The organism is Mycobacterium shunyiense (assembly GCF_058270035.1).
This window is the reverse complement of record NZ_JBZDPT010000043.1, coordinates 111,670-123,804: the sequence shown is the minus strand read 5'-3', so window position 1 is coordinate 123,804 and position 12,135 is coordinate 111,670. Positions and strand designations below refer to the sequence as shown.

General features: G+C 66.7%; 10 protein-coding genes. 9 read left to right on the top strand and 1 reads right to left on the bottom strand.

Annotation, left to right across the window (positions count from 1 at the left end):
* The first annotated feature begins 4 nt into the window (after positions 1 to 4).
* The 3 genes from efp to AC4ELS_RS23780 all read left to right on the top strand — a co-directional run bounded on the left by efp (position 5) and on the right by AC4ELS_RS23780 (position 3,399).
* On the top strand, positions 5 to 568 hold the full coding sequence (gene efp / locus AC4ELS_RS23790) for an elongation factor P (protein WP_029107488.1): 564 nt from the start codon (positions 5 to 7) through the stop codon (positions 566 to 568).
* Positions 569 to 570: 2 nt separating this feature from the next.
* Positions 571 to 1,059: a transcription antitermination factor NusB gene (gene nusB / locus AC4ELS_RS23785; RefSeq protein ID WP_064880455.1), complete on the top strand. Its 489-nt coding sequence runs from the start codon at positions 571 to 573 to the stop codon at positions 1,057 to 1,059.
* Positions 1,060 to 1,149: 90 nt separating this feature from the next.
* A complete protein-coding gene (locus AC4ELS_RS23780) occupies positions 1,150 to 3,399 on the top strand; it encodes a molybdopterin-dependent oxidoreductase (protein WP_499049566.1) in 2,250 nt (749 codons plus the stop codon).
* Positions 3,400 to 3,590: 191 nt separating this feature from the next.
* Here AC4ELS_RS23780 and AC4ELS_RS23775 read toward each other — a convergent pair whose 3' ends face one another.
* Positions 3,591 to 5,093, bottom strand: coding sequence for an HNH endonuclease signature motif containing protein (locus tag AC4ELS_RS23775; RefSeq protein ID WP_448446578.1), 1,503 nt, complete (start codon positions 5,091 to 5,093; stop codon positions 3,591 to 3,593).
* A gap of 289 nt (positions 5,094 to 5,382) precedes the next feature.
* Between AC4ELS_RS23775 and AC4ELS_RS23770 the strand changes: the two genes are divergently transcribed.
* From AC4ELS_RS23770 to AC4ELS_RS23745, 6 genes are read left to right on the top strand one after another with little or no spacing between them, the layout of a single operon-like run.
* A complete protein-coding gene (locus tag AC4ELS_RS23770; RefSeq protein ID WP_448446580.1) occupies positions 5,383 to 6,141 on the top strand; it encodes a GntR family transcriptional regulator in 759 nt (252 codons plus the stop codon).
* The gene (locus AC4ELS_RS23765; RefSeq protein ID WP_003880761.1) at positions 6,138 to 6,365 is read left to right on the top strand and encodes a 4Fe-4S dicluster domain-containing protein; all 228 of its coding nucleotides are present in this window, start codon (positions 6,138 to 6,140) and stop codon (positions 6,363 to 6,365) included. Before AC4ELS_RS23770 ends, AC4ELS_RS23765 begins: the two co-directional genes overlap by 4 nt.
* A gap of 10 nt (positions 6,366 to 6,375) precedes the next feature.
* On the top strand, positions 6,376 to 7,806 hold the full coding sequence (locus tag AC4ELS_RS23760) for an ABC transporter substrate-binding protein (protein ID WP_499049564.1): 1,431 nt from the start codon (positions 6,376 to 6,378) through the stop codon (positions 7,804 to 7,806).
* Complete coding sequence (locus tag AC4ELS_RS23755) at positions 7,803 to 8,663, top strand: ABC transporter permease (RefSeq protein WP_064880448.1); 861 nt, start codon at positions 7,803 to 7,805, stop codon at positions 8,661 to 8,663. The genes AC4ELS_RS23760 and AC4ELS_RS23755 overlap by 4 nt, the downstream gene beginning before the upstream one ends.
* Entirely contained in the window at positions 8,660 to 9,409 is a 750-nt protein-coding gene (locus AC4ELS_RS23750) for an ABC transporter ATP-binding protein (RefSeq protein ID WP_064880446.1), read from the top strand. The genes AC4ELS_RS23755 and AC4ELS_RS23750 overlap by 4 nt, the downstream gene beginning before the upstream one ends.
* A gap of 5 nt (positions 9,410 to 9,414) precedes the next feature.
* Complete coding sequence (locus tag AC4ELS_RS23745; protein WP_499049672.1) at positions 9,415 to 12,090, top strand: fumarate reductase/succinate dehydrogenase flavoprotein subunit; 2,676 nt, start codon at positions 9,415 to 9,417, stop codon at positions 12,088 to 12,090.
* Positions 12,091 to 12,135: the final 45 nt, after the last annotated feature.

Here is a 12,135-nt window from a genome sequence, read left to right as displayed (position 1 = left end):
CCTCATGGCATCGACTGCCGACTTCAAGAACGGGCTCGTCCTGCAGATCGACGGACAGCTGTGGCAGATCGTCGAATTCCAGCACGTCAAACCGGGCAAGGGTCCGGCCTTCGTGCGGACGAAGCTGAAGAACGTGGTGTCCGGCAAGGTCGTCGACAAGACCTACAACGCCGGCGTGAAGGTGGAGACGGCCACCGTGGACCGGCGCGACGCCACCTACCTGTACCGCGACGGCAGCGACTTCGTCTTCATGGATTCCGAAGACTTCAACCAGCATCCGCTGTCCGAGGCGCTGGTCGGCCGGTTGGCCGACTTCCTGCTGGAGAGTCTGCCGGTGCAGATCGCCTTCCACGACGGTGTTCCGCTGTACCTGGAACTGCCGGTGTCCGTCGAGCTCGAGGTGTCTCACACCGAGCCGGGCCTGCAGGGTGACCGCTCGAGCGCCGGCACCAAGCCCGCCACCATGGAGACCGGTGCCGAGATCCAGGTTCCGTTGTTCATCAACACCGGCGACAAGCTGAAGGTCGACACCCGCGACGGCAGCTACCTCGGCCGCGTGAATGGCTGAGCATGCCTGATCGCCGTGGCGACCGGGGCCGTCACCAGGCCCGCAAGCGCGCCGTCGACCTGCTGTTCGAGGCCGAGGCCCGCGGTCTGACGCCGGAGGCGGTGGCCGACGGCCGTGCCGCGCTGGCCGAGGATCAGCCCGACGTCACCCCGCTCAACCCCTACACGGTGTCGGTGGCGCGCGGCGTCACCGAGCACTCCGCCCACATCGACGATCTCATCTCGGCGCATCTGCAGGGATGGACGTTGGAGCGACTTCCCGCCGTGGACCGGGCCATCCTGCGGGTGGCCGTCTGGGAGCTGCTGCATGCCGAGGACGTTCCCGAGCCGGTGGCCGTCGACGAAGCCGTCGAGCTCGCCAAAGAGCTGTCCACCGATGAGTCACCCGGCTTCGTCAATGGCGTTCTGGGCCAGGTGATGCTGGTGACCCCGCAGATCCGCGCTGCCGCCGCGGCCGTGCAGGGCGCGGCTCAGGATCGCCCCGAGCAGTAGTAGCTGTCCCGAACAACGGGATACCGGGGTCGTTCGGTGCCACGATGTTGTTACGTGTGTGGTCACACGTAACAACATCGGAGGCCGCTGATGGGACATGAGCCGGGAAGTATCGCGGATATCGGCGAGGACGGCCTGCATCTCCACGCCTGCCCGCTGTGTGAGGCAATGTGCGGCTTGGAGATTCAGGTCTCCGCCGGTTTGGTGGCGAGCGTCCGGCCCAACAAGTCCGACGAGTGGAGCGCGGGGCACATCTGCCCGAAAGGCGCGTCGCTGGCCGCGCTGCACGACGACCCGGACCGGATCCGCCGGCCCATGATCAAGATCGACGGCCAGTGGCACGAGGTCGACTGGGACACCGCGTTCCGCCGCTGCACCGAACTGCTCGCGCCCGTCATCGAGAAGTACGGCATCGGCGCGGTCGCGGCATACACCGGCAACCCACTGGCACACTCGTTCTCACTGTCGCGCTATTCGGCTGTCCTGCTCGGCCTGTCCGGGATGCCGATCACCTACTCGCCCGGGACCATCGACCAGTGGCCGAAGAATCTTTCGTCGCACCTGATGTACGGCAGTTGGTGGGCATTCCCGACCCCCGACATCCAGCGCACCGATCTGCTGGTGGTGATGGGCGCCAATCCCGCGGCGTCACAGGGTTCGTTGCTGGCCGCGCCTGACGTGATGGGCATCATCGGCGGTATCCGCAAGCGCGGCAAGGTGATCGTCATCGACCCGGTGCGCACCGCCACCGCCGCCAAGGCCGACGAGTGGCTGCCGATCACGCCCGGCACCGATGCGGCACTGCTGCTCGGGATCGTCCACACCGTGTTCGACGAAGACCTGGTCAACCTCGGCGACCTGGAGCGCCACCTCGACGGGGTGTCGACGCTGCAACAGGTGGTGGCCGAATGGTCACCCGAAAAAGTCTCTGCCGCAACAGGTATCGATGCAGAGCGGATTCGAGGTCTGGCCCGTGAACTGGCGGGCACACCGCGCGCAGTGGTCTACGGCCGGATCGGTACCTGCAACCAGGAGTTCGGCAGCCTGGCCAGCTGGCTGGTGGATGTGGTCAACATCGTCACCGGCCACTTCGACACTCCCGGCGGCTCCATGTTCGCCACCCCGACCGCCTGGACCGTCACCAGTCAGCCGATCCCGGGCCTGGAGGACGGGGCACCGAACTTCGGCCGCTACCGCACTCGTGTGCGTGGAGCCAAAGAGGTGATGGGCCAGGTCCCGGTGTCGTGCATGCTCGAAGAGATCGTCACTCCCGGCGAGGGGCAACTCAAGGCGCTGATCACGGTCGCCGGAAACCCGGTGCTGTCCACTCCGGGCGGCGACAAGCTCGACGAGGCGCTGCCGCAGCTCGACGCGATGATCTCGGTGGATCTGTGGCTCAACGAGACCACCAAGCACGCCGATGTGATCCTGCCCGGTGCCTCGGCGCTGGAGCAGCCCCATTCCGCCGATCTGCTGCTGGGAGCGGCGATCAACAGCTTCGCGCGCTACTCGCCGCCCGTGTTCCATCGCGAAGACCCAGATGCTCCCGAGGAATGGGAGATCCTGATCCGGCTGACCGGGTTGTGCACCGGCACTGCGGCCGAGGACGTCGACGTCGCCGCGCTCGACGACGGTTGGTTCGACTACCTGTGCTTCACCCAGGGGCTCGACGGCGCCGAGATCCGTAAGCATTACGACCACGGCGGGCCGGAACGCATGCTCGATCTGACGCTGCGGACCGCCGCGTTCGGCGACCGGTACGGCGAGAACCCGGACGGCCTGACATTGGAGAAGCTCAAGTCCCATCCGGACGGAATCAACTTCGGCCCGATGGTGCCCCGGGTGCCCGAGGTGCTCGGCACCTCTGACAAGAAGATCCGGATTGCACCGCAATACCTGCTCGACGACCTGCCCCGGTTGGCCGAGCGACTGGATCGCGCCTCCGACGATCTGGTGCTGGTCAGCCGGCGACATCTGCGCTCCAACAACTCCTGGTTGCACAACGTCGGCTCGCTGATGAAGGGCCGAGACCGGTGCACCCTGCTGATACACAGCCGCGATGCCGCCGAGCGCGGTATCTCTGACGGCGACGCCGCAGAAGTGGCGTCGACCGCAGGCAAGATCGTGGTGCCCGTGGAGGTGACCGACACGATCAAACCCGGTGTGGTGTCCATGCCGCACGGCTGGGGACACGGCCAGCCCGGTACCCGACTCGGCGTCGCCAACGCCGCACCCGGGGTGAACACCAACATCCTGTCGTTGCCGGACTTCATCGACGAGCCGTCCGGCAATGGTGCGCTCAACGGAATCCCGGTGACAGTCAGCCGGACGACGATCTAGCGGCGAGGGACGAGCTGCGCTGAGGAGTGCGGCAAGTCAGGCCCAGCCGGACGACGATCTAGCGGCGAGGGACGAGCTGCGCTGAGGAGTGCGGCAAGTCAGGCCCAGCCGGACGACGATCTAGCGGCGAGGGACGAGCCGCGGACTCAATCACTTTGTGCGTCAGCGTGGTTGCGATAAGCGGGCCGGTTCTACCCGTCAGCGGCTTCGTCCGGGGGTATCAATAGTTCTTCGGGGTGGAAGTGGTGGTTGAGGGTGTCTTGGCCGGTGTCCATCAGCGGCGGTGGATGCCAGTGGATGCGGCCGGTGTCGGGGTCGACGCTGGTGGTCCAGCCCAGTCCGACGAGGCGGTTGTCAGGACCGCAGCTCAGGGCGAGGGCGGGGGCGTCGGTGCGTCCGCCGTGTCGCCAGTCGGCTTTGGCATGGTGCGCCTCGCAGTAGTCTGCCGGTGCGGTGCAACCTGGGCGGGTACATCCGCGGTCTCGGTTGTAGAGCAGGAGCCGCTGCGCTTTCGTGGCCAATCGTTTGGTGCGGGCCATGTAGAGCGGTTCGGCGGTGTGGTGGTCGTAGACGACGAGGTAGTGGTAGCTGTGCGATGCCAGCCGGAGGAGGTCTGTCATCGGCATCCGGATGCCCGCCCCGGTGACGGCGATGCCGGCTCCGGCTTCCAGTTCGGCCAGGGTGGTGGAGACGACCACGGTGACCGGGAGGCCACCGTGCTGGCCCAGCCGTTTGGACATCAGTAGTTCGCGCAGCGCGGCTTTGAGTGCGTCATGGTTGCGTTGCGCCTGGGTTCGCGTGTCGCGGTCGGCGGCGGCCTGCTGCTCTTGCTGAGCATGCTGGTCTGGCGATGTGGCGGTGGTGCCGGCGGCAGCCGCTTCGGGCTCGGCTTCAACGTCAGCGGCCTCGGCATCGGGGGCATCTGGAATGTCCAGTGGGTTGGGTGTCGGGTTGTGGACCGGTTGTGGGTCATTGGGGTTGTTGATGCCCGGTGCGCCCCACACGCCGGTGACGGTGGTCAGATACGACGCAGTCTCGGGGTCCAGCCAGCCCTGCACGTGCACCAGTCCGTCGGCATCTTGTTTGCCGATACGCAGCCCACGCAGGTGTGCTGCGACATCGGGACTATCGCCGTCCTGGTTCAGCAGGTACAGAAGTTTGTCGGCAGCGGCCTTGAGGGTTTCGGGAGTGTCGCGGGTCGCCGCGGCCACCAGGTCCGACTCGATGGAGGCGAGTTCGGTTGGGCCGACGTACTTTTCCGCTTCCGCCACCGTGTGGCGGATGATCGTGATGTGTTCGGTGTTGATCGACCCTGACCGAAGCGCCTCCGCGCATGCAGGCAGCGTGGGCTCCAACACCTCGCCGGTGAGGCCATATCGGGGCCCGAGATCTGCGGCCGCGGCCACTCGGCGCGAGGCTTCCTTGCGGCTGATCCGCATCCGGGTGGCAAGGACGTCAGTCCATGACTTTCCGCCGATCTCGCGTGGACTGGTCCGAGCCGTCAGCGCCGACTGGATGCGGTGATCGACCGTCGCCTGCGCGCGGGCCTGCCGCTCGCGCTCGGACTGGATAGCCAGTAACTCCGCAGTGTCGAACCCGGTGAAATCGACATCGAGGAGCGTCGTGGTCGCGGCCAGGTGGTCGGCCAACGCGGTCTGTGCCGCGCCCCGGTTCTGCGCCAACCCGACCTTCATGTATCGAACACTAGTTCGATTGACCGACAAGAATTCGCTGTTTGGGACCGATGTGGCCAAAGTGGCCAAAGTTTTTTGAGCCGGCCCGCCGGCGGCCCCGAGCCTGCCCAAACGACGTTTCGATCATCGCGATTTGTAAATTCTCCGCACGGCCGAGGTGGCGCAATGAGAGCCGCGACGGCAGTTTCGCCAGGTACCGAACGTCGGCAAGCGGCGCAATCAGTTAACCTGCGTAAACGGCAGATTCGCCGCACTGCGACACCCTGAAATCGCCGCTTACCGTGAGTGCGTGTCGTCGCAGCCCGAAGCCCATCCCATATCGCTGCCGAGTCGTCGTGCGCGTGCTGATCAAGCCCGCCAGGTGGCCGACGTTCTGCGCCACCAGATCTACGAAGGCACCTACGACCGGGCGCTGCCGTCCGAGGCGGACTTGGCTGCCGAGTTCTTCGTTTCCCGCAACACCATCCGTGAAGCCCTGGCCGTCCTCAAGAACGAAGGTCTGATCGACCGCGGCACCAAGGTCGGCACGCACGTGGCGGCCAGAAAATACGACCACGGCCTCGACGCGTTGGTGGGGCTGAAGGAAACGTTCAAGGACTACGGCGACGTCCGCAACGAAGTGAGGGCCGTTCAGCGGCTGTCGGCCCCGCCTGCGGTGGCCCGCAAGCTGGCGCTCGAGCCCGGTGCGCAGGTCGTGTTCATCGAGCGCCTGCGCTACCTCGCCGATCTGCCGGTGTCGCTGGATCTGACCTACCTGGCTCCTGAGATCGGTGAGCAGGTGATCGACCATCCGCTGGAGAGCAACGACATCTTCGCGCTCATCGAACGGGTCAGCAGGCGCCGGCTGGGCGGGGCAAGCCTTGCCCTGGAAGCGGTTTCGGCTGACGCGCACACGGCCGCGATGTTGCAGGTGCCCGCCGGATCAGCCCTGTTGATGTCGGAACGGCTGACCAGTCTGGATGACGGCACGCCCGTCGACCTGGAGTACATCAGGATGCGTGGTGACCGAATCACCATGCGAGGCAACCTTGTTAGGAGAGACGCATGACACTGGTCAATCAGCGAGCCGATGTCCCGGTGACCATCGACGAATCCCTGTGTATCGAGGGCTGCACACTGTGCGTCGACGTGTGTCCGCTGGATTCGCTGGCCATCAATCCCGAGAACGGTAAGGCCTTCATGCACGTCGACGAGTGCTGGTACTGCGGGCCCTGCGCGGCTCGCTGTCCCACCGGCGCCGTCACCGTCAACATGCCCTATCTCATCCGCTAGAGGACCCGATGTGAAAACAGCCCTGATCGCCCTCACCGCCGGTCTCACGCTCGCGACCGCTGGTTGCTCCCTGGACTCGGCGACGAAATCGGCCGATACCGTCGACGTCGTCGTCGGCTACCAGTCCAAGACCATCAACACGGTGACCGCCGGAACGTTGTTGCGCGCCCAGGGATACCTGGAGCGCCGCTTGGCCGACATCACCACCCGCACCGGCACCAAGTACAACGTGACGTGGCAGGACTACGACACCGGAGCGCCGATCACCGCGCAGATGGTCGCCGAGAAGATCGACATCGGGTCCATGGGTGACTACCCGATGCTCATCAACGGGTCCAAGACGCAGGCCAACGAACGCGCCAAGACCGAGATCGTCTCGGTCACCGGGTACAACCCGAAGGGTGCGCTGAACATGGTTGTGGTGGCGCCGGATTCACCGGCAAAGTCGTTGACCGATCTGGCCGGCAAGAAGGTCTCGGCCAGCGTCGGATCCGCCGGCCACGGCATGTTGGTGCAGGCGCTCGGCAAGGCCGGCGTCGACGCCAAGACCGGTGTGGAGGTGCTCAACCAGCAGCCGCAGGTCGGCGCCTCCTCGCTGGAATCGGGTCAGGTTCAGGCACTCTCACAGTTCGTCGCCTGGCCCGGGCTGTTGGTCCAACAGGGCAAGGCCAAACTGCTCTACGACGGAGCCGAGTTGAACTACCCGACCCTGCACGGAGTGGTGGTGCGCCGGGCGTACGCGGCCGACCATCCCGAAGTGCTCGACGCGTTCCTGCAGGCACAACTGGATGCCACAGACTTCCTCAACACCAAGCCGTTGGAGGCGGCCCGCCTCGTGGCCGAGGGCAGTGGGCTGCCGCAGGAGGTCGTCTACCTGTACAACGGGCCGGGCGGAACCTCGTTCGACACCACACTCAAGCCGTCGCTGGTCGACGCACTCAAAGGCGATGTGCCCTACCTGAAGTCGATCGACAACTTCGCCGACCTCGACGTGACCGGTTTCGTGCAGGATGCACCGTTGCGGGCGGCGTTCGCGACGCGTGGTCAGGACTACGACAAGGCGCTGGGGTCGAACGTCAACCCCTCGGCGTTGAGCGGCACCGACCCGGTGTGCCACACCGCTGTCGACAATCCCGCCACCGCAGGCGAACTGTGGCTCGACGGGTCTGATGCCACCACCGCGGCCGCGACGCCGGTCTGCCTGCTCAAGGCGATTCGGCAGGCAGAGGGTGAGGGCAAGAAAGTCCGCGCCGCCTACATCTCTGACGCCGAACTCGGTACGCGATGGTTCGCCGACAAGGCGGTGTGGGTGCGCCTGCCGGAGTCGGGCGCCGAAGGATACCTGCCGTTCGGTACCCAGGCAGGCGCCGAACGTTATACCGCAGCGCATCCCGGCACGGCCATCGTCGATTACCGGCAAGCGTTGGCAGGTGCGGTGTGACCACCACCGATGCCGCTCCGGCCGCGGTCAGCGACCCGCCGGCCGCGCCGGAAGCCCGAAGCGCCCGCCGCACGCCCTCAGTCTGGCGGCATCGCCTGATCCGCCTGACGTCGGTGGTGAGCGCCATCGTGCTGTGGCAGCTGTTGACGGCCAACGACGTGCGGTTCGGGCTACGGTTCGACACGCTGCCCACGGTCACCGAAATCACCGCCGCCCTGGTGAACCGGTTCGGCACTCCGGAGTACTGGCTGGACCTCGGCCAGTCGCTGATCCGGATCCTCACCGGATTCGGAATCGCCGCGGTGGTCGGGGTGATCACCGGAATCCTGCTGGGGCGCACTGCCTTGTTCGCCGACATCTTCGGTCCGCTCACGGAGCTGGCCCGGCCGATCCCGGCGATCGCCATTGTGCCCGTGGCCATCCTGTTGTTTCCCAGCGACGAGGCGGGGATCGTCTTCATCACGTTCCTCGCGGCCTACTTCCCGATCATGGTCAGCGTCCGGCATGCGGTGCGTGCGCTTCCAACCATCTGGGAGGACTCGGTCCGCACGCTGGGGGGTGGTCGGCTCGACGTCCTCCGCCAGGTGGTGCTGCCCGGCATCCTGCCGGGACTGTTCGGCGGGCTCTCGGTCGGCATGGGCGTGGCCTGGATCTGTGTGATCTCGGCCGAGATGATCTCGGGCCGCCTGGGTGTGGGCTACCGCACCTGGCAGGCCTACACGGTGCTGAACTACCCCGACGTTTTCGTCGGCATCATCACGATCGGTGTGCTCGGCTTCCTGACCGCCGCCGCGGTCGAGCTGATCGGCCGTCGGGCCACCCGTTGGCTGCCACGCGGTGAGGAGAGCGTGCGATGACCACAACCCTTGCCGGCACGGGACTGCAGCTGGAGCTCGACGGAATCACGTTGTCCTACACGGGTTCCCCGGTAATCGAGAATCTGAGCCTCACGGTAAAGCCCGGCGAGATCCTGGTGCTGACCGGCCCCTCGGGATGCGGTAAGTCCACGGTGCTGCGTGCGCTCACCGGGCTGCTGCGGCCCGACGGCGGCCGGGTGCTGGCCGACGGCGAACCGGTCACCACCACCTCCCGTGACCGCGGCATGGTGTTCCAGGACAGCGCCCTGCTGCCGTGGCGCACGGTGCGGTCCAACATCGAACTCGCCCTGCAGTTGCGGGGTGAGCCGAAAGCCAACCGTCGCGAGCGGGCCGATCGCTGGATCGCCGAAGTCGGCCTGTCCGGGTTCGCCGATTTCCTGCCGAAGAACCTCTCCGGCGGAATGCGGCAGCGGGTCCAGCTCGCCCGAGGCCTGGCGGGCGCACCCCGCGCGGTGATGATGGACGAGCCATTTGCCGCGCTGGACACCCAGACCCGGGCAGCCATGCAGCGGTTGCTGATCGACACCTGGAAAGCGCACCCGACGACGATCGTGTTCGTCACTCACGACGTCGACGAGGCACTGATCCTCGGTGACCGGGTCGCTGTGCTCGGTCGTGCCGGGCAGCCGTTGCGCGCCCTCATCGAGGTGGGCCAGCCCCGAACCGACCATCCCGAACGATCCGCGCTACGCGCCGAGATCATTGCCGCCTTGGAGCAACCTTGACCGAATTGACCGAGATTCCCGACGTCGAAAACGCGATCCGGATCGACTGCGATGTACTGGTGATCGGCGGGGGCACCGCCGGCACCATGGCTGCTTTGACCGCGGCCGAGAACGGTGCCCAGGTGCTGCTGTTGGAGAAGGCGCACGTGCGGCACTCGGGTGCATTGGCCATGGGGATGGACGGCGTCAACAACGCCGTCATCCCCGGCAAGGCCGAGCCCGAGGACTATGTCGCCGAGATCACCCGGGCCAACGACGGAATCGTCAACCAGCGCACCGTATATCAGACCGCTACTCGCGGATTCGCCATGGTGCAGCGGCTTGAGCGGTACGGCGTCAAGTTCGAGAAGGACGAGCACGGCGAGTACGCCGTACGCCGCGTGCACCGATCCGGCTCCTATGTGCTGCCGATGCCCGAGGGCAAGGACGTCAAGAAGGCTCTGTACCGGGTGCTGCGACAACGGTCGATGCGGGAGAAGATCCGCATCGAGAACCGGTTCATGCCGGTGCGCGTGCTCACTGACGGGGGGAGAGCGGTCGGCGCAGTCGCATTCAACACCCGCACAGGCGAATTCGTCACCGTCGCGGCCAAGGCTGTGATTCTGTCCACCGGAGCGTGCGGCCGTCTCGGACTGCCGGCCTCGGGATATCTGTACGGCACCTACGAGAATCCGACCAATGCCGGTGACGGATACGCGATGGCCTACCATGCCGGCGCCGAACTCTCGGGAATCGAGTGCTTCCAGGTCAATCCACTGATCAAGGACTACAACGGCCCGGCCTGCGCCTATGTGGCCAACCCGTTCGGCGGCTATCAGGTCAATGCGCTGGGGGAGCGCTTCGTCGACTCCGACTACTGGTCGGGCCAGATGATGGCCGAGGTGAAAGAGGAGATCGAATCGGCCCGTGGCCCGATCTACCTCAAGGTCAGCCATCTGCCCGACGAGACGCTGACCACGCTGGAGAACATCCTGCACACTACCGAACGGCCCACCCGCGGAACGTTCCACGCCAACCGCGGGCATGACTACCGCACCCACGACATCGAGATGCACATCTCCGAGATCGGTTTGTGCTCTGGCCATTCCGCCTCGGGTGTATGGGTGGACGAGCATGCGCGCACTACCGTCCCCGGCCTGTACGCTGCCGGCGACCTGGCGTGCGTGCCGCACAACTACATGATCGGCGCCTTCGTCTACGGCGACCTCGCCGGCGAGCACGCGGCCTCGACACTCTCGGAAGTGGCGGCGCCGGAGCAGCTTCCAGCCGATCAGGTGGCCGAGGCTCACGAGCTCATCTACCGTCCGCTGCGGCACCCGGACGGTCCGCCGCAGCCGCAGGTCGAGTTCAAGCTGCGCCGGTTCGTCAACGACTATGTGGCGCCGCCGAAGACCGCCACCAAGCTCTCGATCGCGGTGCAGACATTCGAGCGGATGGAGGCCGAGGTCGAGGGGATCGGAGCCCGCACGCCGCACGAGTTGATGCGTGCTGCTGAGGTGTCCTTCATCCGCGACTGCGCGGAGATGGCGGCGCGTTCGTCATTGACCCGGACCGAATCGCGTTGGGGTCTCTACCACGAGCGGGCAGATCTGCCCCAGCGGGACGACCAGCAGTGGCGTTACCACCTGAACCTCTACAAGGGCGACGACGGCACCATGCAGTTCGTGAAGCGGCCGGTGGCACCGTATTTCGTCGCGGTTCCCGAATTGGACCATCTGACCTCGCAGGACCCGGTGACGACGGTCGAGCAGCCGCACCTGCACGGCGGCCGGGCCCCGGCTGTCGAACGGTCCCGCGTCCGGACCACCGACTCCGGGCAGCCACCGTCGCCACGGATCGCCGCGGTGCTGGCCTTGGAGGAGCCCACGCTGGAGGAACTGAGCAGCTACCTGACCGACGCGGACGCCGGTGTGCGCCGTACCGCGGTCGCCACTCTCGTCGAGTATCTGCCCGACGGGTACCAGCCCGTGTTGGTGGCCGCGCTGGCAGACGATGACGCCGGGGTGCGGCGCGAGACCGCCGACGCGGTCCGTGAACTCGTCGAGGTCCTGCCGGATCCGGGCGCTTTCGCCGATCGACTGGAGTCCGCGGACCCGGTGGTCCGTGCCGTGACGGTTTACCTGCTGAGTTCCCGGCGCGTCGGTGGCGCCGAGGCGTACCGGGTCGCGTCGACCGACATCGATCACCGGGTTCGGATCGAAGCGGTGCGCGCCCTGGTGTCGGTCGACGACCACACCGGCGTCGCGGGAGCCACGACCGACGAGAACCGGGAGGTGCGCATCGCCGCGGTGGGCGGCCTGGCGACCCTGCGGGCCGGTGCCGATGCGGTGCGGGTGGCACTCGACGACCCGGATCCGCTCGTCCGGGCAGCCGCCCTGGCCTCCCTCGGTGCGGTCGGCTGCACCGGTGACGACGTGGTCAGCGTCGAGAAGGCCTTCACCGAGTCGGCCTGGCAGATCCGTCAGGGCGCGGCCCGGGCGCTGGCCGGGGCCTTGCCGGAGTTGGCACTACCCACCCTGTCGCGGGCGCTCGAGGATCAGCACCTCGATGTCCGCAAGGCCGCGGTGCTGAGCCTGAGCCGGTGGGCGGATTCGGAGGGGGCGCGTCAGGCGCTGACCGTCGCGTTGGAGGACAGCGACGCCGATGTGCGGGCGTACGCGCGTCAAGCGCTGGCTGGTTGAGCGGCCCGCCGCTGTCGCTGCTTGAGCGGCCCGCCGCTGTGGCTG

Excerpts from the sequence above, each read along its gene's own strand:
- AC4ELS_RS23780 (WP_499049566.1), top strand. The coding sequence starts at position 1,150 with ATGGGACATGAGCCGGGAAGTATCGCGGATATCGGCGAGGACGGCCTG.
- AC4ELS_RS23750 (WP_064880446.1), top strand. The coding sequence starts at position 8,660 with ATGACCACAACCCTTGCCGGCACGGGACTGCAGCTGGAGCTCGACGGA.
- nusB (WP_064880455.1), top strand. The coding sequence starts at position 571 with ATGCCTGATCGCCGTGGCGACCGGGGCCGTCACCAGGCCCGCAAGCGC.
- AC4ELS_RS23765 (WP_003880761.1), top strand. The coding sequence starts at position 6,138 with ATGACACTGGTCAATCAGCGAGCCGATGTCCCGGTGACCATCGACGAA.
- efp (WP_029107488.1), top strand. The coding sequence starts at position 5 with ATGGCATCGACTGCCGACTTCAAGAACGGGCTCGTCCTGCAGATCGAC.
- AC4ELS_RS23775 (WP_448446578.1), bottom strand. The coding sequence starts at position 5,093 with ATGAAGGTCGGGTTGGCGCAGAACCGGGGCGCGGCACAGACCGCGTTG.